We start from the raw sequence: 22,831 nt of genomic DNA on the forward strand, positions 1-22,831 counted from the left end.
GGTCAGTACTTTAGGGCACCCTTATCTACCGGGATCTGCGTGCCGGTCAGTGTGCCGGACCCGGCGCCGGCGAGCCACGCCACGACGTCGGCGACTTCGTCGGCCGTCATGAAGCCGTTGGGCTGCACCGGCATTGGCGGGAAGCTGTGCACGAAGCTGGGATGCCTGCCGAAGATCTCCATCATCGCTTCGGGCTCGATCATCGGGGTTTCGACCGAGTACGGATGGATCGAGTTGACCCGGATGCCGTATTCGCCGAGCTCGATCGCGAGGGTATTGGTGAGCGCGGTGAGCCCGTGCTTGCTGGCCGAGTAGTGGCCGTTGCCCGGTGTCGCCTTGAGCCCCGCCGAGGAGCTGACCACGACGATGGAACCGCCGTTGCCCGCCTCGATCATCGCGGGCACGGTGGCGCGCAGCGTGCGCCAGGTGCCGGTCAGGTTGACCCCGATGACGGCGTCCCACTGCTCGTCGGTGAGCTCCCAGACGCGGCCCCAGCTCAGCACTCCCGCGTTGGCGACCACGATGTCGAGCCGGCCGAACTGTTCCATCCCGTCGGCCACCAGCTCCCGCAGCGCGGCGTCGTCGCGGACGTCGAGGACGCGGGTCAGGATCTTGCGCCCCTGCCCCTCCACCAGGCGCGCGGTCTCGTCGAGGTCCTCGGGCGTGGCGGGCGGGTAGGTCACGCTGGCCGATGCCGGCGCGCAGATGTCGAGCGCGATGATGTCGGCGCCCTCGGCGGCCAGCCGCACCGCGTGCGATCGCCCCTGGCCGCGGGCGGCCCCGGTGATGAATGCCACCCGCCCGTGCAGTGATCCAGCCACGTGTAACCCCTTCGACCGCCGACAGACACGCCCAGGCTAGCAGCGGAACTGAAACGTGTTCTAATTCGGCCGCCGGTGGGCGGACGAGTCCCTAGATTTCGGCGATGATCGCAGCGCGGCGGCTGTTGTATTCCTGGTCAGTGACCGCGCCGCTCGCGTGCAGATCGTTCAGCTCCTGCAGCCGCGCGGCGATCGACGGTTCGGGCGGCGTGACGACCGCCGACGGCGCCGCGCCCGCGGACGGCGGGGCACCCGGCGCCGGTTGGGCGGCCGATGACTGCTGCTCGACGGCCCGGCGCACCACCGCCTGGATCTGGCCGCGCAGCGCCGGGTTCGACCGGATGTCGACCATCCGGTTGAGGGGAACGTTGTTGGCCTTGAGGATCTGCAGGATCTCCATCAGCGGGCCCGCCTGCCCGCTCAGGTCGTAGGTCCGGTTGTCCTCGGCCACCGTGAACTGCGCGGGCACCAGGCCGTTGACCAAAGCGCTTCGCTCCCAGTCGATCCGGTATTCGTTGGTGGTGGGGTTGACCAGGACCACCACCTTGCGGGCGTTGAGGTTGCCCAGCCGGGTGACGCTGGCGATCACGCGGTCTTCGCTGTCGAACGGCAGGAGCCCGGGCCCCGCGATGTGCAGGTGCACCTTGACGACCTGCTGGTTGTTGACCCACGTGCCCGTTTCGGTGATGCCGGTGATCTGCGCGAGCGCCAGCACGCCGCTCTGCTCGAGGGCGGCCACCTTCGCCGACGTCTTGGCGCCGTAGTTGGCCAGCGCGAGCGCGATCAGCACGTCGGCCGCGGTGATCAGCAGGCCGACGTAGAACATCCACTGCAGCAGGCTGTCGAGCCCCATGACGAAATACACGACCAGGAAAATCGGCCCCACGAGGCCTCCGCACAGCAAAACGACTAACTGTGCCTTCAGGTAGCGCGCTAACACTTGCCCCTCCTTGGCTTGCTGGGGATTTGTGTCAGATTAGCGCTCGGGGGCTCGCCGCGAACGCGATACGCGCAAACCGGGTTCGGCCGCGATCAGGCCAGCGATTCGGGCGGGACGATCGGCACCCGGCGCACCGGGGGCGCCGCGGGCTGCGTCCCCGCCGGCGAGTGCGGGGCGGTGCGCGGCGATACCGGCAGCGTCGTGGCCGGGGAGGCCTGCGGCGCCACCTGTGCCGGCGGCGCGGCGGACGTGCCGGTCGGTGCCGACGCCGCGGGCGTGACGGTGCTCGCGGGCCCGGCCGGTGCGTAGGCCGGCGTCGCCACCCGCGCCGGTCCGGCGGGTGCGGTGGCCGAGGCCAGCGTCGCCGACCCCACCGGCGCCGCCGCGACCGGCGTGCCGGCCGGTGCGGGCACCGCGGCCGCCGGGGCCACCGCCGCCGCCAGGGGCCCCGCGGGCGCGGTCGGCGCGGAGGCGCTCATGGCGCCGGCCGTCATCGTCGGTACCTGCGCGGCCATCGATGCGGGCGCGGCCGCGGTCTGCAGCGGCGTCGCGTTGGCCGCCTCGGCGGCGGCATACTGCATCGCACCGCCGTTCATCAGCTGGACGAACTGGCTGTGGAAGGCGGCCGCCTGGGCGCTGAGTGCCTGATAGACCTGGGAGTGGGCGTCGAACAGGGCGGCGATGCTCGCCGACACCTCGTCGGCGCCGGGGGCGAGCACCGCCGACGTCGGCCCCATCGCCGCCGTGTTGGCGGAGGTGATCGTCGTCCCGATCCTGGCCAGGTCCGTCGCGGCAGCCGCAACGAATTCGGGAGTCGTTTGAACGAACGACATCGGCACCTCCCCGCCACGCCTCACGGTCACCGAGAACTATGCCGAAATCCTAGTGCAGGGCGCTCTGCGGCCGCATCATTTCCGCGCCGGTCCGGCGAGGCGATGCGCACAGCAGACGAAGCCCGGATTGCCGTGTGGGCAATCCGGGCTTCGACCTGACTCAGTAGCGAACTACTTGATGATCTTGACGACCCGGCCGGCGCCGACGGTGCGGCCACCCTCGCGGATCGCGAACCGCAGACCGTCGTCCATGGCGACGGGCTGGATCAGCTTCACCGAGATGTTGGTGTTGTCACCGGGCATCACCATCTCGGTGCCCTCCGGCAGCGTCACCACACCGGTCACGTCGGTGGTGCGGAAGTAGAACTGCGGACGGTAGTTGTTGAAGAACGGCGTGTGCCGGCCGCCCTCGTCCTTGGACAGGATGTAGACCTGGCCCTCGAACTCGGTGTGCGGCGTGGTGGTGCCCGGCTTGGTCACGACCTGGCCGCGCTCGACGTCCTCACGCTTGATACCACGCAGCAGCAGACCGACGTTGTCACCGGCCTGGCCCTGGTCGAGCAGCTTGCGGAACATCTCCACACCGGTGACCGTGGTCTTGGTGCTGGTCGGGCGGATGCCGACGATCTCGACTTCCTCGTTCACGTTGATCACACCGCGCTCGACACGACCGGTGACCACGGTGCCACGCCCGGTGATGGTGAAGACGTCCTCCACCGGCATCAGGAACGGCTTCTCGGTCTCGCGGACCGGGTCCGGGATCGACTCGTCGACGGCCTCCATCAGCTGCTCGACGGACTCGACCCACTTGGCGTCGCCCTCGAGCGCCTTGAGCGCGGAGACCCGCACCACCGGGGCGTCCTCGTCGAACTCCTGGGCGGCCAGCAGCTCGCGGACCTCCATCTCGACGAGCTCGAGGAGCTCCTCGTCGTCGACCATGTCGGCCTTGTTCAGGGCGACCAGGATGTAGGGCACACCGACCTGACGGGCGAGCAGCACGTGCTCACGGGTCTGCGGCATCGGGCCGTCGGTGGCGGCGACCACCAGGATCGCGCCGTCCATCTGGGCCGCACCGGTGATCATGTTCTTGATGTAGTCGGCGTGACCCGGGGCGTCGACGTGGGCGTAGTGACGCTTGTCGGTCTGGTACTCCACGTGGGAGATGTTGATGGTGATACCGCGCTGACGCTCCTCGGGCGCGTTGTCGATCTGGTCGAACGCGCGGGACTCGTTCAGGTCCGGGTACTTGTCGTGCAGAACCTTGGTGATAGCCGCGGTCAGCGTGGTCTTGCCGTGGTCAACGTGACCAATGGTCCCGATGTTGACGTGCGGCTTCGTCCGCTCGAACTTCGCCTTCGCCACTTCTGTGTCCTCCTGGACTAGTTGGTGCTTGTTAAAGCAGTGTTGGTGTTTTCAGTTGTGCCGCGCCCAAGGCATTCCAATGACCCGGCAAGATTACTCCGAGCGAATGTTTACTGGCCCGTCGCCTTCGCGATGATCTCCTTTGACACGTTCGCCGGCACTTCGGCGTACGAGTCGAAGACCATGGAGTAGTTCGCCCGGCCTTGGGTCTTGGACCGCAGGTCGCCGACGTAGCCGAACATCTCCGACAGCGGCACATGCGCTTTCACGACGCGCGCACCGCTCCGCTCCTCCATGGCCTGGATCTGGCCACGGCGGGAGTTCAGGTCGCCGATCACATCGCCCATGTAGTCCTCGGGCGTGGTGACCTCGACGGCCATGATCGGTTCCAGGATGACTGGCTGCGCTTGCGCCGCAGCCTTTTTCAGCACCTGCGAACCGGCGATCTTGAAGGCCATCTCCGACGAGTCGACCTCGTGGAACGCCCCGTCGAGCAGGGTGACCTTCATGTTCACCAGCGGGTAACCGGCCAGGACACCGTACTGCATGGCGTCCTGCGCGCCCGCGTCCACCGACGGGATGTACTCACGCGGGATGCGCCCACCGGTGACCTTGTTCTCGAACTCGTAGGTCGCGCCGTCCTCGCCGGTGAACGGCTCGAGGTTGATGATGACCTTCGCGAACTGGCCGGAGCCGCCCGTCTGCTTCTTGTGGGTGAACTCGACGTTCTCCACCTTGCGGCGGATGGTCTCCTTGTAGGCCACCTGCGGCTTGCCGACGTTGGCCTCGACCTTGAACTCGCGGCGCATCCGGTCCACCAGGATGTCCAGGTGCAGCTCGCCCATCCCGCCGATCACCGTCTGGCCGGTCTCGTGGTCCAGGTGCACCTTGAAGGTCGGGTCCTCCTCGGCGAGCTTCTGGATCGACAGCGACAGCTTCTCCTGGTCGCTCTTGGTCTTGGGCTCGATGGCCACCTCGATGACCGGGTCGGGGAAGGTCATCGACTCCAGCACGACCTGCTGGTTCGGGTCGCTCAGGGTGTCACCGGTGGTGGTGTCCTTGAGCCCGATCACCGCGTAGATGTGACCCGCCGAGGCGGTCTCCACCGGGTTCTCCTTGTTGGAGTGCATCTGGAACAGCTTGCCCAGCCGCTCCTTCTTGCCCTTGGTGGCGTTGATGACCTGGCTGCCGGAGTCGACCTTGCCGGAGTACACCCGGACGTAGGTCAGCTTGCCGAAGAACGGGTGCGTCGCGACCTTGAACGCGAGCGCGGAGAACGGCTCGTCGGTCGACGGCTTGCGGGTGACCTCTTCGTCCTCCTTGCCCGGCGCGTGGCCGACGGCCGGCGGCACGTCCAGCGGCGAGGGCAGGTAGTCGATGACGGCGTCCAGCATCGGCTGCACGCCCTTGTTCTTGAACGCGCTGCCGCACAGCACCAGGTACGCCTCGGAGCTGATGGTGAGCTTGCGCAGCGCACCCTTGATCTCGTCGACCGACAGTTCCTCGCCGCCCAGGTACTTCTCCAGCAGCGCCTCGTCGGTCTCGGCGACCGCCTCGAGCAGCTTGGTGCGGTACTCCTCGGCCTTCTCGGCCAGCTCGGCCGGGATGTCGATGGTGTCGTAGGTCTCGCCCAGCTTCGTCTCGCCGCGCCACACCTTGGCGTTCATCTCGACCAGGTCGACGATGCCCTCGAAGTCACCCTCGGAGCCGACGGGCAGCTGGATCGGGATGACGTTGGCGCCGAGGCGCTCCTCCATGGTGCGCACGGAGAAGTAGAAGTCGGCCCCGATCTTGTCCATCTTGTTGACGAAGCAGATGCGCGGGACGTCGTACTTGTCGGCCTGCCGCCAGACCTGCTCGGACTGCGGCTCCACGCCCTCCTTGCCGTCGAAGACGGCGACGGCGCCATCGAGGACACGCAGCGAGCGCTCGACTTCCACGGTGAAGTCGACGTGCCCGGGGGTGTCGATGATGTTGATCTGGTTGTCTTTCCAGAAGCAGGTGGTGGCCGCGGAGGTGATGGTGATCCCCCGCTCCTGCTCCTGCTCCATCCAGTCCATGGTGGCGGCGCCGTCGTGCACCTCACCGATCTTGTAGCTGATACCGGTGTAGTAGAGGATGCGCTCGGTCGTCGTCGTCTTGCCGGCGTCGATGTGCGCCATGATGCCGATGTTGCGGACCTTGGTCAGGTCGGTCAGCACGTCCTTCTGTGCCACAGAAGTCTTCCCACTCTTTCGATTGCTTAATTGCTGTCTGTCGCGGTCAGGCCAGCGCCCCGGCGCGCGGGCCGCAAAGACCTACCAGCGGTAGTGCGCGAAGGCGCGGTTGGCCTCGGCCATCTTGTGGGTGTCCTCGCGTCGCTTGACGGCGGCACCCAGGCCGTTGCTGGCATCCAGGATCTCGTTTGCCAGGCGCTCGACCATGGTCTTCTCCCGGCGTTGCCGCGAGAAGCTGACCAGCCAGCGCAGTGCCAGCGTGGTGGACCGATCCGGACGCACCTCGACCGGCACCTGATAGGTGGCACCACCGACGCGGCGGCTGCGCACCTCCAGGGCGGGCTTGACGTTGTCGAGAGCACGCTTGAGCGTGATCACGGGATCGGTGCCCGTCTTGTCCCGGGCTTGTTCGAGCGCACCATAAACAATGCGCTCGGCGAGCGATTTCTTCCCCTGCAGCAGGACTTTGTTCACCAGCTGGGTGACCAGCTGCGACCCGTAGACCGGGTCGTTGACCAATGGGCGCTTCGGCGCGGGCCCCTTGCGCGGCATCAGCTCTTCTCCTTCTTGGCGCCGTAACGGCTGCGAGCCTGCTTGCGGTTCTTGACGCCCTGGGTGTCGAGCGAACCGCGGATGATCTTGTACCGGACACCGGGCAGGTCCTTCACCCGGCCACCACGCACCAGCACCATCGAGTGCTCCTGCAGGTTGTGTCCCTCGCCGGGGATGTAGGCCGTCACCTCAACCTGGCTCGTCAGCTTCACGCGGGCGACCTTCCGAAGAGCGGAGTTCGGCTTCTTCGGGGTGGTGGTGTACACGCGGGTGCATACGCCACGGCGCTGCGGGCTGCCCTTGAGGGCCGCGGTCTTGACCTTGGCGACCTTGTCCCGGCGACCCTTGCGGACCAGCTGCTGAATGGTTGGCATCTACCGGCTTTCTCTGTTCGTGTTCGGCATATTTCTGGCGTCTTCAAGTCTGTGTACTGCAGTTATGACCGTCCGCTTCACCCCGCGGCCGGGTGTGTCGCATGCGCTGCGCACCGGACGTAAGTCCGATGCATGGTGGACACGCGAATTCGCCCGGCATTCACTTCCTTACGGTTAGGCGCCGTAAGCCGCCAGGCACGAGGAACCACAATACCCGCCGCCGGTCTCGCAGGTCAAAGCGGCGATCGCAAGGGGGCCTAGCCCCTGGCGCCGTCGTGGGCGGTGCGCCGTTCCAGACCCGCCGCCAGGCGCAGCACCATGTCGGAGAACAACACGTCGGTGTCGATGTCGTCCATGACGCCGGTCATCTCGAGCAACACGAAGCCATGCATCGCGGACCAGAACTCCAGCGCGGCGTGGAAGGCTTCGGCGCCGTCTAGACCGTAGGAGGACAGCACGGCGATCACCGGGGCGGCCGCGCTGCGGGTCGCCGCCGCGTACTCGGCGTCTTCGCCACCCAGCGGCATCCGGGTGAAGGCCGAGTAGCGGCCCGGGTGGTGGTGGGCGTAGCTGCGGTACGCGCCGGCCATGACGAGCACCGCGTCGTCGCGGGCGCGGCCCTCGCCCACCCGGTTGAGCATCATGATGATGTCGTCGATCACCCGGATCCGGACCGCCCGGCGCAAGTCCTCCAGGCTGTCCACGTGGTTGTACAGCGACGGCCCCTTGGTGCCCAACTGCGTCGCCAGCGCGTTGATGGTCAGGGCGTCCCAGCCCTCGCGGTCCAGGAACGTCAGCGCGCCGTCGATGATCCCTTCCCGGCTGAGCTTGGTCGGGCGCGAACCGGGCCGTCCCGCGCGTTGGCGCCCGGCCGCCGACGGCGATTCCGGTTGAGCTGCCATGGCGGTCGCCCTTCGATCGCGGGAACGGGTTGCGGTTAACTAATGACTCTAGTTGACGCCCGGTCAGACATTAATCTCCCCGCAGGGGCATGAGCGCCCGGCAAACCAAAAGAAAATCTGCCATCGGGCGGGCGAATGCACGTAATGTCATGCTTGGCTCATTCGAGCAGACGACCCGTCCAAGAGGGGGCCCGCAGTGAAGTGGACAACTGTCGCCGGGTCGTTGGCCACGTGCGCCGTCGCCGTCGTCGCCGGTTTCGCCGCCGTGCCGGGGCTGGCGCAGGCCAAGAACGGCGACACCCATGTCATCGGGGAGGACATGGAGCAGACGGTCGACTGCAACGACGCCACGCTGCTGGTCAACGGCTCGTTCCTGACGGTCACCGCGCTGGGCAACTGCTACGCCGTGACGGTGATGGGTTCGTCGAATGTCGTTATCGCCGACTCGGTTTCGCACGACATCACGGTGTACGGCCACGACCAGACCGTGCTCTACAAGGGTGGTCAGCCGTTCCTGTGGGACCGGGGCCGCGAACTGGGCATGACCAACCGGCTCCAGCAGGTGCCGGGCTGAGGCACCATACCGAGGGGAATCAAACAACGATGCGTGTGCACACCTTCGCCCTGGCACCGGCCGCCGCGATCCTGGTGCTGGCCGGCTGCAGCTCGACGGCCAACCCGCCGGCGGGCTCCTCCTCCACCACCACGACGAAGAGCAGCCCGACGACCAGTGCCGGCGCCGCGCCGACGACGGGATCGAGCGGAGCGAGCACCACCGCGTCCCTCGAGATCGGCAACACGGTGAACTACGGGTCGATGGGCACCACCACCAACCTCGACTGCGCCACCGGCAAGTCGCTGAACGTGGCCGGTTCGGACAACACCCTGACCGTCACCGGCAGCTGCTCGACGGTGAACATCGGCGGCACCAACAACAAGATCACCCTCGACAAGGTCGAGAAGCGCATCACCGTGCTCGGGATGAACAACACCATCACCTACAAAGACGGCGATCCCAAGGTCGATAACCTCGGCTCGGACAACACGATCAACAAGGGCAGCTGACCGGCGGCTCACCGGCCTTGATCGGCGGCTAACGCGCCCTCAATCGGCGGCCGCGCCGTGACGCCCCGCGCCGGCGGCGAACCGCCCGGCCCCTTCGTTCGCCTCGGCGGCGACCCGGGAGATGCTGGCGAATTCGAAGTCGAGCGCCTCGGATTCCGTTGCCCCCCATTGGTGTAGCGCCGAGAGCCGGTCCGAGCGCAGGCACTGCTGCGGCAGCGCCGACAGTTGTGCCGCCAATTCCTCTGCGGCCCGGCGCGATTGGCCCTTGGGGACCACCCGGTTCGCCAGCCCGATGGCCTCGGCTTCGTCGGCGGCCACGGCGCGGCCGGTGAGGATCATGTCCATCGCGCGGCTGTGGCCGATCAGGCGCGGCAGCCGCACCGTGCCCCCGTCGATCAGGGGAACACCCCAGCGCCGGCAGAACACCCCGAACACGGCGTCCTCCTCGACCACCCGCAGATCACACCAGATGGCCAACTCGAGGCCGCCGGCGACGGCGTAGCCGCTGACCGCGGCGATGACGGGCTTGGACAGCACCATCCGCGTCGGGCCCATCGGGCCCGGGCCACTCCGGTGCACGGCGTTGGCGTCGGGTGTGCCGAACGCCTTCAAATCGGCTCCGGCACAGAATGTCCCGCCGTCGCCCCACAGCACGGCGACCGACGCGGTGTCGTCGCGGTCGAACTCCTCGAACGCCGCATAGAGCGCGGCGGCCGTCGGGCCGTTGACCGCGTTGCGCGCCCCCGGCCGGTCGATGATCACGGTGGTCACCCGGCCGTTGCGCTCGACGCGCACCGGATCGCTCATCTCGCCTCCGCACATAGTGGTTCGCGCCGCCGCAGCAGCTCAGCGGCGAAGTCATGGTAGGCCGCCCGCAGCCGGGCCCCGGGCCAGTCGGCCGGCAGGAGTTCGTCGGGCAGGACCGGGTCGGTGAGCAGGTGCCGGACGGTCGCGGCGGCCACCACGAAACGGCCCGGAATGTCCGGCGCGGCGGCCATGTCGTCGAGCAACCGGTGCCCGGCCCGTGCCCAGGCGGGCAGGTCCCACAGCTGCGCGGCCAGCTCGGCGGGGTCGCCGTCGCGCGCGCGCAGCACCCGGACCCTGGCGGTGACGTCGGGGCCCAGCTCCGCGTCGATGTTGTCGGGGCGCATCCACACCCCCTCGCGCAGCTCACCAAAACGCTTGTCGTGCATGGCGGTTCGCAGCGCGGCCCGGGTGCGTGCGTCGTCCCCCACGCTGGTCACGACCAGGGTGACCCACTCCCCGCGCCAGGGACGCACGCGCGGGTCGATGGCATCGTCCTGGCGCCGCTGGCGGGCGAGCAGGCGGTCCGAGAGCTGGTAGCCGTCGGCGTTGCGGACCAGGTCGCCCGCGCCGACCATCCGGGTCAGCGCCACTCGCAGCGTCGACTCCTTGATGCCGAAATCGGAAGTGAGCCTGACCAGTTCGCTGGCGCGGGCGCGCGCCGGGTGGGCGCCGAGCAGCACGCTGAGCACCACCGACCGCGCCGTCATGTCCGGCATCGCTACACCCCGGACGCCCGGCGGCCGTGGTCGCCGAAGGGTTCGTCGCGATGCCGCACCGCCTCACGGAATCCGTGCTCGACCGCGTCGGCGACGAACGCGTGGCCCTCGGGCGTGTGCCGGGCGACGCCGTCGAACACCGTGCTGACCATCCTGCTGGTGGCCACACCCTGTTGCAGCAGGGCGGAATTCAGCGCGAGCTTGACCATGATCAGCTGGTTGACCGGCACCGCGGCGATCCGCTCGACCAGCCGCTCGGTGCGCTCGTCGAGGTCCGCCGGATCCGGCGCCTCGACCGCCCATCCCCACTCGGCGGCCTGCGCGCCGGTGATGCAATCGCCGGTGAACAGCAGCCTTTTCGCGCGCGCGTCGCCGAGCCGGTGCGCCCACAGGCCGGCCGCCGGCACGCCCCACACCCGGGTGGGCGGGTAGCCGATCTTGGCGTCGGCGGCGGCGATCACCTGGTCGGCGTGCAGCGCGATGTCGGTGCCCCCGGCCACGCAGTAGCCGTGGATCTTGACCACCGTGGGCTTGTCGGCGTGCATGAGGCTGGAAAAGCCTCGCACGAAGCGGCTCATCATCTGGTAATCGATCATCGGGTCCCACGGCTGATCCGCCAGATGGTTGACCGCCTGGGTCTTTCCGTCCAGCACGGTGCCCGCGTACGCGCCGGTGCCGCCGGCCGACCCGGTGCGGTCGGCGTAGGCGCTCAGGTCGAATCCGGCGCAGAATCCCTCGCCGCGACCGGACACCAGGATGACGTGCACATTCGGGTCGAGGTCGGCGCGCTCCACCAGCGCGGAGAGCTCCAGCGGCGTGTCGGCGACGATCGCGTTGCCCTTCTCCGGCCGGTTGAACGTGATCCGGGCGACCCGGTCGGTGACCTCATAGGTCATCGTCTTCAGGTTGTCGAAGTCGACCGGCCTGATCGCGTGAGTCATCCCTTTACTAGAGCACGCTCGAGAATCGGCGCGAGGTCGAGCCCGTCGGGCATGGTGCCGAACGCGCCGCCCCACCGGCGGTCGAGCCGGGTCGTCAGGAACGCCTCGGCGACGGCGGGGTGCCCGTGGCGCACCAGCAGCGAGCCCTGCAGCGCCAGGCAGATGTCCTCGGCGACCTTGCGGCCGCGGTAGGCGATGGACTCCAGGTTGGCCAGGTCGGCGCGCAGCCGCGCGACATGGTTGCCCAGGCGCGGGTCCTGGCCCGCGCTCTCGGCGATTTCGTCGAACAGCACCTCGACGCATTCGGGACGAGTCGCCATGGCGCGCAACGTATCCAGCGCGCTGACGTTGCCCGAACCCTCCCAGATGCCCATCAGCGGCGCCTCCCGGTACAGCCGCGGCATGCCGGAGTCCTCCACATAGCCGTTGCCGCCCAGGCATTCCAGGGCTTCGGCGGCGTGCGGGGTCGAGCGCTTGCACACCCAGTACTTGCTGGCGGCCAGGCCGATCCGGCGCAGCAGCGCCTCGGTCTCGTCGCCGCGCACCGCCTTGTCGGTGGCGCCGGCCATCCGCATCGCGACCATGGTGGCCGCCTCCGCCTCCACGGCCAAATCGGCCAGCACGTTGCGCATCAGCGGCTGGTCAATGAGATAGGCGCCAAACGCCTTTCGGTGCTGGGCGTGGTAGATCGCGCGGGTCAAACCGGTGCGCATGCTGGTGGCGCTGCCCAGCGTGCAGTCCAGCCGGGTGAGGTTGACCATCTCGATGATGGTCGGCACGCCGCGGCCCTCCTCGCCCACCAGCCACGCGATCGCGCCGTCGTACTCGACCTCGCTCGAGGCGTTGGCGTGGTTGCCGAGCTTGTCCTTGAGACGCTGCAAAAACATCCGGTTGCGGGTGCCGTCGGGCAGCACGCGCGGCAGCATGAAGCACGACAACCCTCCGGGCGCCTGCGCGAGCACCAGGAAGATGTCACACATCGGCGCCGAGGTGAACCACTTGTGGCCCGTCAGGCTGTAGGTGCCGTCGGCGTTGGGGGTGGCCTGCGTGGTGCCGGCGCGCACGTCGGAGCCGCCCTGCTTCTCGGTCATCGACATGCCCGCCGTGATGCCGGGCTTGGCGGTGGCCGGCCGGAGTTCCGGGTCGTATTCGCGGGAGGTCAGCAGCGGCTCGTAGACCTGGGCCAGCTCGGGGTTGTAGCGCAGCGCGGGCACCACGGCATACGTCATCGAAATCGGGCAGACGTGCCCCGGTTCGACCGTCCACACCGAGGTCTTGGCGGCCCGCACGACGTGCGCACCCGGCCGCTCGTCGGCCCAGGGCGCGGCGTGCATGCCGTGTTCGATCGCCGCGCGCATCAGCTCGTGGTACGCCGGGTCGTATTCGACCTCGTCGATCCGGTGACCGTTGCGGTCGTGGGTGTGCAGGATGGGCCGGTTGCGATCGGCGAGCTCGCCCCAGCGCTGCGCCTCGCGGCTGGCCGACAGGGCGCCGACCTCGTTCACCTCGTCCAGGCCCCACTGCCCTCCCTCGCGAATCAGGGCCTCGATGAGCACCGCCGAGGTGGCGGGGTTGTGGTCTTCCAGGGGCGGGACCTGGTTGGTGACGACATGGGTGTCCGACATGGGATCAATGTTACATTTTTCCGACAGTTGCACAAGAGCTGTAATGCTCAGCGCGGGTGCGCGGCGAAGAAGTCCCACAGTTCTCGCGTCGCGAAGTCGGGCCACTCGTGGTCGCCGTGGTCGACCGTGATGAGCACGACCCCGCGACCCTCGGCGCATCCCGCGGTCGAGGTGGTGATCGGGCCGTCGGTGGTGGCCGACGGGGCGCCGCACTGATCGACGTTGCGCCAGAAGGCATTCACGTTCGGCACGGGCGGGCCGTTGATCACGCTGTAGCCCGGTCCGCCGCCGTAGGGCACCAGCTCGTCCGCGGTGCCGTGAATGTGCATGACCGACATCGGATGCGGCGTGCGGCAGGAGTTCAGCTGGGTGCCCGCGACCGGACCGATCGCGGCGAAGATCTCCGTGGTGCAGGCCAGCGTGTAGGACATGATGCCGCCGTTGCTCATGCCGGTGGCATAGACCTTCGCGGTGTCGATGCCGACGTTCTTGGCGATGTCGGCGACGGCCGCGCTGATGAAACCGACGTCATCCACGCCCTCTCGTCCGGACCGGCCGCAGCAGGTTTGGCCGTCGACGTTCCAGGCGTGGTCGAGGCCGTCAGGGTAGGCGACGACGAACTTGCCCGAATCGGCCAAACCGTCCCAGTGGTAGTCCTTTTCGGCTTCCCTGGCGCTTCCCGACACGCCGTGCATCATGACCACGAGCGGGGCCGAGGCCGCCACTCCCGCGGGCTTGTACAGCCGATAGCTGCGATCGAGATCGCCGACCTTGAGGTGGTGGACGCTGGTGCCGGTCACGAAGCCCGTCGGCGCGTTGGCGACTCCGGGGAAGCAGCCCGCGAGCACCAGGACGACACCCGAGATCGTGGCCAGCCGGCGCAGCATGGATCAAAGGTAAGCGCTGGCCCGCGCTCAGCCGCCCGTTTTCTCCCGCAGGAACGCGATGTCGTCCTTGCGGCCCTCGTCGGCGGTTTCGCAGATCACCGGGGCGTCGGCGGCCTTGACCACCGCGGCGAGCAGCTCGGGATCGATCTGGCCGGTGCCGAAGTTGGCGTGCCGGTCGGCGCCGGAGCCCGCCGCGTCCCTCGAGTCGTTGCAGTGCACCAGGTCGATGCGGCCGGTCAGCGCCTTGATGCGGTCGACCGCGTCGATCAGCTGCTCGCCGGCGGCCCAGGCGTGGCAGGTGTCCAGGCAGAACCCAATTCCCTTGTCGCCGATGTGATCCCACAGCCGGCCGATGGTGTCGAAGTGGCGGGCCATCGCGTGGTCGCCGCCGGCGGTGTTCTCCAGGTAGACCGGCACGTCCGTTTCCAGGTAGTCCAGGGCCTTGACCCACCGTTCGAAGCCGGCGTCCATGTCGTTGTCGTCGGCGTGGCCGCCGTGCACGATCACCGCCGTCGCGCTGATCGCCGCGGCCGCGTCGCAGGTGTCCTGCAGGATCTTGCGCGACGGGATGCGGACCCGGTTGTTGGCCGAGGCCACGTTGATCAGGTAGGGCGCGTGGATGTAGAGCGGGATGGTCGACGCCTTGAGCGCCTCGGCGTCGTCACGCGGCTTGGGCTTCTTCCAGCTCTGCGGGTTGCCGAGGAAGAACTGGACGACGTCGGCGCCGTCGGCCTGCGCGGCGGCCAGCGGGTCATCCTGGTGGACATGCGAACCGATGAGCACGGTGGCCAGTGTAGTGAGGGGTCCTGACGGCGGCGAGAGTGCGGCTGGCCGCACACCCGAGTCCGAACGTGCGGCTGGCCGCACACCCGACCGGCTCGGCGTCCCACGCAACGACAAAGCCCCGGGCGAAACCCGGGGCTTTGTCGTTGTCGCAGAAACTACCGGTAGTCGCTGTAGCCGTAGTCGTCCAACGGAACCGCGGCGCCGGTGGCCTGGCCGAAGTCCGGGCTGTAGTACTGATCCTCGTAGGACGGGATCGTGTACGCGGCGGCCCGGGCCTCCTCGGTCGGCTGCACCTGGATGTTGCGGTAGCGGTTGATGCCGGTACCGGCCGGGATCAGCTTTCCGATGATCACGTTCTCCTTCAGACCGTTGAGCTTGTCGCTGCGGCAGTTGATCGCCGCATCGGTCAGCACTCGCGTGGTCTCCTGGAACGACGCCGCGCTCAGCCACGAGTCGGTGGCGAGGCTCGCCTTCGTGATACCCATCAGCACCGGACGGCCGGCGGCGGGCTCGCCGCCCTCGGCCACCACCCGGCGGTTCTCCGCCTCGAACTCCGCGCGGTCGATCAGCGAGCCGGGCAAAAACTCCGTCGAGCCCGAGTCGATGATGGTGACGCGGCGCAGCATCTGGCGAACGATCACCTCGATGTGCTTGTCGTGGATCGACACACCCTGCGCGCGGTAGACCTCCTGGACCTCGCGGACCAGGTGGATCTGCACCTCGCGGGGGCCCTGCACGCGCAGCACCTCGTGCGGGTCGGCCGAGCCTTCCATCAGCTGCTGGCCCACCTCGACGTGGTCGTTGTCGGAGAGCACCCGCTCGGAACCGTCTTCGTGCTTGAACACGCGCAGCCGCTGCCGCTTGGAGAGCTTGTCGTACACGACCTCCTCGCTCCCGTCGTCGGGAACGATGGTGATCTTGTAGAAGCGCTCGCCCTCCTCGAGGCGGACCCGCCCGGTGACGTCGGCGATCGGCGCCTTGCCGCGCGGGATGCGGGCCTCGAACAGCTCCTGGACCCGGGGCAGACCGCCGGTGATGTCCTCACCGACACCACCCTGGTGGAACGTCCGCATGGTCAGCTGCGTACCGGGCTCACCGATGGACTGGGCCGCGACGATACCGACGGCCTCGCCGATGTCGACCAGCTTTCCGGTGGCCATGGACCGCCCGTAACAGGTCGCGCACACCCCGGTGCCGGTGGTGCACGTCAGCACCGAGCGCACCTTGACCTGCGTGATGCCGGCCGCCAGCAGCGCCTCGATCTCCGGGTCACCCAGGTCCTCGCCGCGAGCGACGACGACCTTGCCGGCCTCGTCGACCGCGTCGGTGCCCAAAGTCCGTGCGTACGCCGAGGTTTCGATGTACGGGTCGCGGATCAGGGTGCCGTCGGGCTGACGCTCGGCCAGCTCGACGACGATGCCCCGCTCGGTCTCGCAGTCGTGCTCGCGGACGATGACGTCCTGGCTCACGTCCACCAGACGACGGGTCAGGTACCCGGAGTCGGCGGTACGCAACGCGGTGTCCGCCAGGCCCTTTCGGGCGCCGTGGGTGTTGATGAAGTACTCCAGCACGGTCAGGCCCTCGCGGAACGACGACTTGACCGGACGCGGGATGAACTCACCCTTGGGGTTGGTCACCAGACCCTTCATGCCGGCCAGCGTCCGGGTCTGGGTGAAGTTACCCGTGGCACCCGAGTCGACGATCGTGATGATCGGGTTGTCGGCCGGGTAGTGCTCACGCAGCGCCTGACCGACCTCGTCGGTGGCTTCCTTCCAGATCTCCACCAGCGCCTCGTTGCGCTCGTCGTGGTTCAAAGCGCCACGCTGGAACTGCTTTTCGACCTTTTCCGCCCGCTCCTCGTACTGGTCGAGGATCTCCTTCTTGCGCGGCGGCACGAGCACGTCGGCCATCGACACGGTGACACCGCTGCGGGTCGCCCAGTAGAAACCGGCGTCCTTGAGCTTGTCGACGGTCTGCGCGACCACGATCATCGGGTAGCGCTCGGCCAGGTCGTTGATGATGGCTGCCTGCACCTTCTTGTGCATCTGCTTGTTCACGAACGGATAGCCCACCGGCAGCAGCTCGTTGAACAGCACCCGGCCCAGCGTGGTCTCGGCCATCCAGGCGTCCCCCGGCTGCCAGCCGTTGGCGCCGAACAGCTCGGCCTCGATCTCGGCGGGCGGGCGCAGCTGGGTCAGCCGCACCTTGATCTTGGCCCGCACCGACAGCACGCCACGGTCGGACGCCATGATCGCCTCGGCCGGTGAGGAGTACACCCCGACCTCGGGCTCGTCCTTGGCGGCGGGCTTGAATTCGCCCAAGGCGGCGTCGACCTCGGTGGTCAGGTAGTACAGCCCGGTCACCATGTCCAGACGCGGCATGGCCAGCGGACGGCCCGACGCGGGCGACAGGATGTTGTTCGAGGACAGCATCAGGATGCGGGCCTCGGCCTGCGCCTCGGCGGACAGCGGCAGGTGCACCGCCATCTGGTCACCGTCGAAGTCGGCGTTGAACGCCTCACACACCAGCGGGTGCAGCTGAATTGCCTTGCCTTCCACCAGCATCGGCTCGAAGGCCTGGATACCCAGCCGGTGCAGGGTGGGCGCGCGGTTCAGCAGCACCGGGTGCTCGGCGATGACCTCTTCGAGGACATCCCACACCTGGGGACGCTGGCGCTCCACCATGCGCTTGGCGCTCTTGATGTTCTGCGCGTGGTTGAGGTCGACCAGCCGCTTCATCACGAACGGCTTGAACAGCTCCAGCGCCATCAGCTTGGGCAGACCGCACTGGTGCAGCTTGAGCTGCGGGCCGACCACGATGACGCTGCGGCCCGAGTAGTCGACACGCTTGCCGAGCAGGTTCTGACGGAACCGGCCCTGCTTACCCTTGAGCAGATCGGACAGCGACTTCAGCGGGCGGTTACCGGGTCCGGTGACCGGGCGGCCGCGACGGCCGTTGTCGAACAACGCGTCCACGGACTCCTGCAACATCCGCTTCTCGTTGTTGACGATGATCTCGGGCGCGCCGAGGTCGATCAGCCTCTTGAGGCGGTTGTTCCGGTTGATCACCCGGCGGTACAGGTCGTTGAGGTCGCTGGTGGCGAACCGGCCACCGTCGAGCTGGACCATCGGGCGCAGTTCCGGCGGGATCACCGGGACGGCGTCGAGCACCATGCCCATCGGCGAGTTGCCCGACTGCTGGAAGGCGGCGACCACCTTGAGCCGCTTCAGGGCGCGAAGTTTCTTCTGCCCCTTGCCGTTCCGGATGACGTCGCGCAGGATCTCGGCCTCGGCGTCGATGTCGAAGTTCTCGATCAGCTTCTGGATCGACTCCGCGCCCATGGCGCCGGTGAAGTACTCACCGAAGCGGTCGATCAGCTCGCGGTAGAGGTTCTCGTCGACGATCAGCTGCTTGGGAGCCAGCTTGGTGAAGGTCGTCCAGATCTCCTCGAGCCGGTCCAGCTCACGCTGGGCCCGGTCGCGCAGCTGACGCATCTCGCGCTCGCCGCCGTCGCGGACCTTGCGGCGCGCGTCGGCCTTGGCGCCCTCGGCCTCCAGCTCGGCCAGGTCGGCCTCGAGCTTCTGGGCGCGGGCCTCCAGGTCGGCGTCGCGCTGGTCCTCGATGGCCTTGCGCTCCACCATCATTTCGGCCTCGAGCGTCGAGAGCTCGTTGTGGCGCATCTCCTCGTCGACCGAGGTGATGACGTAGGCGGCGAAGTAGATGATCTTCTCGAGATCTTTCGGCGCCAGGTCGAGCAGGTACCCCAGCCGCGACGGCACGCCCTTGAAGTACCAGATGTGCGTGACGGGCGCGGCCAGTTCGATGTGGCCCATCCGCTCGCGACGCACCTTGGCGCGGGTCACCTCGACGCCACAGCGCTCACAGATGATGCCCTTGAAGCGGACGCGCTTGTACTTGCCGCAGTAGCACTCCCAGTCGCGAGTCGGTCCGAAGATCTTCTCGCAGAACAGGCCGTCCTTCTCGGGCTTCAGCGTGCGGTAGTTGATCGTCTCCGGCTTCTTGACCTCGCCGTAAGACCATTGCCTGATGTCCTCCGCGGTGGCCAGACCGATCCGGAGTTCATCGAAGAAGTTGACGTCGAGCACGTAACTCCCTTTCCCCCTGCGGGTTTAGTAACTGAAAACGTTTGTTAGGCGAGGTCCTCAACGGACGCGGATTCGTTGCGGGACAAGTTGATTCCCAGGTTCGCCGCGGCCCGTTCGAGGTCCTCGTCCTCGCCTTCGCGCAACTCGATCGCCGCGCCGTCCGAGGACAGCACCTCGACATTGAGGCACAGCGACTGCAGTTCCTTGAGCAACACCTTGAAGGACTCGGGGATACCCGGCTCCGGGATGTTCTCGCCCTTGACGATCGCCTCGTACACCTTGACCCGGCCGACGGTGTCGTCGGACTTGATGGTCAACAGCTCCTGCAGCGTGTACGCCGCGCCGTAGGCCTGCATCGCCCAGCACTCCATCTCACCGAAGCGCTGGCCACCGAACTGCGCCTTACCGCCCAGCGGCTGCTGGGTGATCATCGAGTACGGGCCGGTGGAGCGGGCGTGGATCTTGTCGTCCACCAGGTGGTGCAGCTTCATGATGTACATGTAGCCGACGGTCACCGGGTACGGGAACGGCTCGCCGCTGCGGCCGTCGAACAGCACCGACTTGCCGTCGCCGTCCACCATGACCTCGCCGTCGCGGTTGGGCAGCGTGCAGGACAGCATGCCCGCAAGCTCCTCCTCCTTGGCGCCGTCGAACACCGGCGTCGACACGATCTGGTCCGGCTGCGCGTGCCGCAGCTCCTCGGGCAGGTTCACCGCCCAATCGGGTGAGCCCTCGATGTTCCAGCCGGACTTGGCGACCCACCCGAGGTGGGTCTCCAGGATCTGGCCGATGTTCATCCGTCGCGGCACCCCGTGGGTGTTCAGGATGATGTCCACCGGAGTGCCGTCCGGCAGGAACGGCATGTCCTCCTGGGGCAGGATCTTGCCGATCACACCCTTGTTGCCGTGCCGTCCGGCCAGCTTGTCGCCGTCGGAGATCTTCCGCTTTTGCGCCACGTAGACGCGGACCAGCTCGTTGACACCGGCCGGCAGCTCGTCGTCGTCCTCGCGGGAGAACACCCGGATGCCGATGACCTTGCCGGACTCACCGTGCGGCACCTTCAGCGAGGTGTCGCGGACCTCGCGGGCCTTCTCGCCGAAGATCGCCCGCAGCAACCGCTCCTCCGGGGTCAGCTCGGTCTCACCCTTCGGGGTCACCTTGCCGACCAGGATGTCGCCGTCGCGGACCTCGGCGCCGATGCGCACGATGCCGCGCTCGTCGAGGTCGGCCAGCACCTCGTCGGAGACGTTCGGGATGTCCCGGGTGATCTCCTCGGCGCCCAGCTTGGTGTCGCGGGCGTCGATCTCGTGCTCCTCGATGTGGATCGAGGTGAGCACGTCCTCCTCAACCAGACGGTTGGACAGGATGATCGCGTCCTCGTAGTTGTGGCCCTCCCACGGCATGATCGCCACGAGCAGGTTCTTGCCCAGCGCCATCTCGCCGTTCTCGGTGCACGGACCGTCGGCGATCACCTGGCCGGCCTCGACGCGGTCGCCCGCGTCGACGATCGGCGACTGGTTGGCGCAGGTGCCGTGGTTGGACCGCTCGAACTTGCGCATCCGGTAGGTGTGCCGGGTGCCGTCGTCGGCCATCACGGTGATGTAGTCGGCGGAGACCTCCTCGATCACCCCGGCCTCGTCCGCGACGACGACGTCGCCGGCGTCGATCGCCGCGCGCAGCTCCATGCCGGTGCCCACCAGCGGCGCCTCGCTGCGCACCAGCGGAACCGCCTGGCGCTGCATGTTGGCGCCCATCAGGGCACGGTTGGCGTCATCGTGCTCGAGGAACGGGATCATCGCGGTGGCCACCGACACCATCTGGCGCGGCGACACGTCCATGTAGTCCACCTCGGACGAGGGCACGTACTCGACCTCGCCCGCCTTCCGGCGGACCAGGACGCGCGACTCCTCGAACCGGCCCTTGGCGTCGATCGGCGAGTTGGCCTGCGCTACGACGTGGCGGTCCTCCTCGTCGGCGGTCAGGTAGTGGATCTCGTCGGTGACCACACCGTCGACCACCTTGCGGTACGGGGTCTCGATGAACCCGAACGGGTTCACCCGCGCGTACACCGACAGCGAGCCGATCAGACCGATGTTGGGACCCTCCGGGGTCTCGATCGGGCACATCCGGCCGTAGTGCGAGGGGTGGACGTCACGGACCTCCAGGCCGGCGCGCTCACGGGACAGACCGCCGGGGCCCAGCGCCGAGAGGCGGCGCTTGTGGGTCAGACCGGACAGCGGGTTGTTCTGGTCCATGAACTGGCTCAGCTGGCTGGTGCCGAAGAACTCCTTGATCGCGGCGACGACCGGCCGGATGTTGATCAGGGTCTGCGGCGTGATGGCCTCGACGTCCTGCGTGGTCATCCGCTCGCGGACGACGCGCTCCATCCGCGACATGCCGACCCGGATCTGGTTCTGGATCAGCTCACCCACGGTGCGCAGGCGGCGGTTGCCGAAGTGGTCGATGTCGTCGGTCTCCACCGGCACCTCGATGCCGCCGGGGACGGTCATCGTGGGCTGGCCCTCGTGCAGGCGCACCAGGTACTCGATGGTGGCGACGACGTCTTCCTCGGTCAGCGTCGAGCTGGTGATCGGCTCGCCCGCGTGCAGGCCGAGCTTCTTGTTGACCTTGTAGCGGCCGACACGCGCCAGGTCGTAGCGCTTCTCCTTGAAGAACAGGTTCTCCAGCAGGGTCTGCGCGGACTCCTTGGTCGGCGGCTCGCCCGGACGCAGCTTGCGGTAGATGTCCAGCAGCGCCTCGTCGGTGCCGGCGGTGTTGTCCTTCTCCAGCGTCGACATCATGATCTCGGAGAAGCCGAAGCGCTCGGTGATCTGCTCGTTGGTCCAGCCCAGCGCCTTGAGCAGCACGGTGACCGGCTGGCGGCGCTTGCGGTCGATGCGCACGCCGACGGTGTCGCGCTTGTCGACGTCGAACTCCAGCCACGCGCCCCGGCTGGGGATCACCTTGACGCTGTGCAGCAGCTTCTCGGTCGACTTGTCGATGGTCTCGTCGAAGTACACACCGGGCGAGCGGACCAGCTGGCTGACCACGACGCGCTCGGTGCCGTTGATGATGAAGGTGCCCTTCTCGGTCATCATCGGGAAGTCACCCATGAACACCGTCTGGCTCTTGATCTCGCCGGTGTTGTTGTTGATGAACTCGGCCGTGACGAACAGCGGGGCCGCGTACGTCATGTCCTTGTCTTTGCACTCGTCGACCGGCGCCTTGACCTCGTCGAAGCGCGGGTCGGAGAACGACAGCGACATCGAGCCGGAGAAGTCCTCGATCGGCGAGAGCTCCAAGAGCACCTCTTCGAGGCCGCCCACCGGGGTGACCCCCGGCTTGCCGTCGCCGCGCGCGGCGGCCGCCTCGCGCCACCGCGGCGCGCCGATCAACCACTCGAAGGAGTCGATCTGCACGTCAAGCAGGCCCGGAACCTCGAGGGGCTCGCGGAGCTTGGCGAAGGAAACTCGGTTGGGCGCTCCGGGCACGGAGCCGTTCGACGAACTTCCGTTAGAGGAATTTTGTGGGCGATCCGTCTTGCTCTGGCGGAAATCAGCCAAGATGCATCCTTCCAGCACCTCGTGCGACTCACGAAGGCCGGGACCACCGGCCAGCTCGCCGCGAATTGTGTCGGTTCGGCCGGCGAACGAACTGTCCGGATCTCACGCGCGCAACTAAAGAACTAAGCCACGTAGGGGGCTCAGGCTTAGACCACGGTGTCAGGTGGCGGGTGAGGTGGGCAGGAGGTAGCCAGCGCAACGTCCAACAATAGCGCAGGACGGCGCATTCCTCAACTTCCCAGCCCTGGGGGTCCAGGGACATCGACGCTGGCTGGCGATCTCGACTTCCCTCGGACTGTTCAGGTACATGCTGCCCAACAGACTGGCTCGTTTAG

The 22,831-nt window shown here is 67.7% G+C and carries 18 protein-coding genes; 2 read left to right on the forward strand and 16 right to left on the reverse strand.

The annotated features are described in order from the left end of the window. Positions 1 to 2 precede the first annotated feature (2 nt). From P6281_RS22340 to P6281_RS22375, 8 genes are all read right to left on the reverse strand, one after another. Positions 3 to 821 carry a mycofactocin-coupled SDR family oxidoreductase gene (locus P6281_RS22340; protein WP_324738524.1) on the reverse strand — a complete coding sequence of 273 codons (819 nt, stop codon included), beginning with the start codon at positions 819 to 821 and terminating at the stop codon, positions 3 to 5. Positions 822 to 912: 91 nt separating this feature from the next. Next, positions 913 to 1,761, reverse strand: coding sequence for an SHOCT domain-containing protein (locus tag P6281_RS22345; protein WP_202284502.1), 849 nt, complete (start codon positions 1,759 to 1,761; stop codon positions 913 to 915). A 92-nt stretch (positions 1,762 to 1,853) separates the two neighbouring features. After that, positions 1,854 to 2,594 carry a PE family protein gene (locus tag P6281_RS22350; RefSeq protein ID WP_169716665.1) on the reverse strand — a complete coding sequence of 247 codons (741 nt, stop codon included), beginning with the start codon at positions 2,592 to 2,594 and terminating at the stop codon, positions 1,854 to 1,856. Positions 2,595 to 2,765: 171 nt separating this feature from the next. After that, positions 2,766 to 3,956: an elongation factor Tu gene (gene tuf, locus P6281_RS22355; RefSeq protein ID WP_008260847.1), complete on the reverse strand. Its 1,191-nt coding sequence runs from the start codon at positions 3,954 to 3,956 to the stop codon at positions 2,766 to 2,768. 110 nt (positions 3,957 to 4,066) lie between these two features. Next, positions 4,067 to 6,172 (reverse strand): elongation factor G, encoded by a 2,106-nt coding sequence (gene fusA, locus P6281_RS22360; RefSeq protein ID WP_008260848.1) that lies wholly within the window; start codon positions 6,170 to 6,172, stop codon positions 4,067 to 4,069. Positions 6,173 to 6,253: 81 nt separating this feature from the next. Further along, positions 6,254 to 6,724, reverse strand: a complete 471-nt coding sequence (rpsG, locus tag P6281_RS22365) for a 30S ribosomal protein S7 (RefSeq protein WP_008260850.1) — start codon at positions 6,722 to 6,724, stop codon at positions 6,254 to 6,256. Beyond that, on the reverse strand, positions 6,724 to 7,098 hold the full coding sequence (rpsL, locus tag P6281_RS22370; RefSeq protein WP_007767794.1) for a 30S ribosomal protein S12: 375 nt from the start codon (positions 7,096 to 7,098) through the stop codon (positions 6,724 to 6,726). Before rpsL ends, rpsG begins: the two co-directional genes overlap by 1 nt. A gap of 257 nt (positions 7,099 to 7,355) precedes the next feature. Next, positions 7,356 to 8,000, reverse strand: coding sequence for a TetR/AcrR family transcriptional regulator (locus tag P6281_RS22375; RefSeq protein ID WP_008260853.1), 645 nt, complete (start codon positions 7,998 to 8,000; stop codon positions 7,356 to 7,358). A 196-nt stretch (positions 8,001 to 8,196) separates the two neighbouring features. Here P6281_RS22375 and P6281_RS22380 point away from each other — a divergent pair, with 196 nt between their 5' ends. Together P6281_RS22380 and P6281_RS22385 are read left to right on the forward strand one after the other, a co-directional pair. Next, positions 8,197 to 8,574, forward strand: coding sequence for a DUF3060 domain-containing protein (locus P6281_RS22380; RefSeq protein WP_014381131.1), 378 nt, complete (start codon positions 8,197 to 8,199; stop codon positions 8,572 to 8,574). A gap of 29 nt (positions 8,575 to 8,603) precedes the next feature. Further along, positions 8,604 to 9,065: a DUF3060 domain-containing protein gene (locus P6281_RS22385; protein ID WP_044059221.1), complete on the forward strand. Its 462-nt coding sequence runs from the start codon at positions 8,604 to 8,606 to the stop codon at positions 9,063 to 9,065. Between the two features lie 39 nt (positions 9,066 to 9,104). Here P6281_RS22385 and P6281_RS22390 read toward each other — a convergent pair whose 3' ends face one another. The 8 genes from P6281_RS22390 to rpoB all read right to left on the reverse strand — a co-directional run bounded on the left by P6281_RS22390 (position 9,105) and on the right by rpoB (position 22,496). Then, positions 9,105 to 9,872: a crotonase/enoyl-CoA hydratase family protein gene (locus P6281_RS22390; protein WP_202377576.1), complete on the reverse strand. Its 768-nt coding sequence runs from the start codon at positions 9,870 to 9,872 to the stop codon at positions 9,105 to 9,107. Then, complete coding sequence (locus tag P6281_RS22395) at positions 9,869 to 10,588, reverse strand: PaaX family transcriptional regulator C-terminal domain-containing protein (protein WP_014385817.1); 720 nt, start codon at positions 10,586 to 10,588, stop codon at positions 9,869 to 9,871. Before P6281_RS22395 ends, P6281_RS22390 begins: the two co-directional genes overlap by 4 nt. Before the next feature lie 2 nt (positions 10,589 to 10,590). Next, positions 10,591 to 11,529 (reverse strand): crotonase/enoyl-CoA hydratase family protein, encoded by a 939-nt coding sequence (locus P6281_RS22400; protein WP_008260861.1) that lies wholly within the window; start codon positions 11,527 to 11,529, stop codon positions 10,591 to 10,593. Further along, positions 11,526 to 13,154 carry an acyl-CoA dehydrogenase family protein gene (locus P6281_RS22405; RefSeq protein WP_008260863.1) on the reverse strand — a complete coding sequence of 543 codons (1,629 nt, stop codon included), beginning with the start codon at positions 13,152 to 13,154 and terminating at the stop codon, positions 11,526 to 11,528. Before P6281_RS22405 ends, P6281_RS22400 begins: the two co-directional genes overlap by 4 nt. Positions 13,155 to 13,201: 47 nt before the next feature. Next, positions 13,202 to 14,041 carry an extracellular catalytic domain type 1 short-chain-length polyhydroxyalkanoate depolymerase gene (locus P6281_RS22410; RefSeq protein ID WP_008260865.1) on the reverse strand — a complete coding sequence of 280 codons (840 nt, stop codon included), beginning with the start codon at positions 14,039 to 14,041 and terminating at the stop codon, positions 13,202 to 13,204. Between the two features lie 27 nt (positions 14,042 to 14,068). Further along, the gene (locus P6281_RS22415; protein ID WP_008260869.1) at positions 14,069 to 14,824 is read right to left on the reverse strand and encodes a deoxyribonuclease IV; all 756 of its coding nucleotides are present in this window, start codon (positions 14,822 to 14,824) and stop codon (positions 14,069 to 14,071) included. 158 nt (positions 14,825 to 14,982) lie between these two features. Continuing rightward, entirely contained in the window at positions 14,983 to 18,933 is a 3,951-nt protein-coding gene (locus P6281_RS22420) for a DNA-directed RNA polymerase subunit beta' (protein WP_009957074.1), read from the reverse strand. 44 nt (positions 18,934 to 18,977) lie between these two features. Continuing rightward, positions 18,978 to 22,496 (reverse strand): DNA-directed RNA polymerase subunit beta, encoded by a 3,519-nt coding sequence (gene rpoB / locus P6281_RS22425; protein WP_324738525.1) that lies wholly within the window; start codon positions 22,494 to 22,496, stop codon positions 18,978 to 18,980. Between the last annotated feature and the right edge of the window lie 335 nt (positions 22,497 to 22,831).

It is taken from the genome of Mycobacterium sp. 5-140-3-2 (genome assembly GCF_035666375.1).
GTDB lineage: Bacteria > Actinomycetota > Actinomycetes > Mycobacteriales > Mycobacteriaceae > Mycobacterium > Mycobacterium intracellulare.

Bases quoted from the DNA above. Each gene is read 5' to 3' on its own strand.
- P6281_RS22350 (WP_169716665.1), bottom strand. From the start codon at position 2,594: ATGTCGTTCGTTCAAACGACTCCCGAATTCGTTGCGGCTGCCGCGACG.
- rpsG (WP_008260850.1), bottom strand. From the start codon at position 6,724: ATGCCGCGCAAGGGGCCCGCGCCGAAGCGCCCATTGGTCAACGACCCG.
- rpsL (WP_007767794.1), bottom strand. From the start codon at position 7,098: ATGCCAACCATTCAGCAGCTGGTCCGCAAGGGTCGCCGGGACAAGGTC.
- P6281_RS22375 (WP_008260853.1), bottom strand. From the start codon at position 8,000: ATGGCAGCTCAACCGGAATCGCCGTCGGCGGCCGGGCGCCAACGCGCG.
- P6281_RS22385 (WP_044059221.1), top strand. From the start codon at position 8,604: ATGCGTGTGCACACCTTCGCCCTGGCACCGGCCGCCGCGATCCTGGTG.
- P6281_RS22390 (WP_202377576.1), bottom strand. From the start codon at position 9,872: ATGAGCGATCCGGTGCGCGTCGAGCGCAACGGCCGGGTGACCACCGTG.
- P6281_RS22395 (WP_014385817.1), bottom strand. From the start codon at position 10,588: ATGCCGGACATGACGGCGCGGTCGGTGGTGCTCAGCGTGCTGCTCGGC.
- P6281_RS22400 (WP_008260861.1), bottom strand. From the start codon at position 11,529: ATGACTCACGCGATCAGGCCGGTCGACTTCGACAACCTGAAGACGATG.
- P6281_RS22405 (WP_008260863.1), bottom strand. From the start codon at position 13,154: ATGTCGGACACCCATGTCGTCACCAACCAGGTCCCGCCCCTGGAAGAC.
- P6281_RS22410 (WP_008260865.1), bottom strand. From the start codon at position 14,041: ATGCTGCGCCGGCTGGCCACGATCTCGGGTGTCGTCCTGGTGCTCGCG.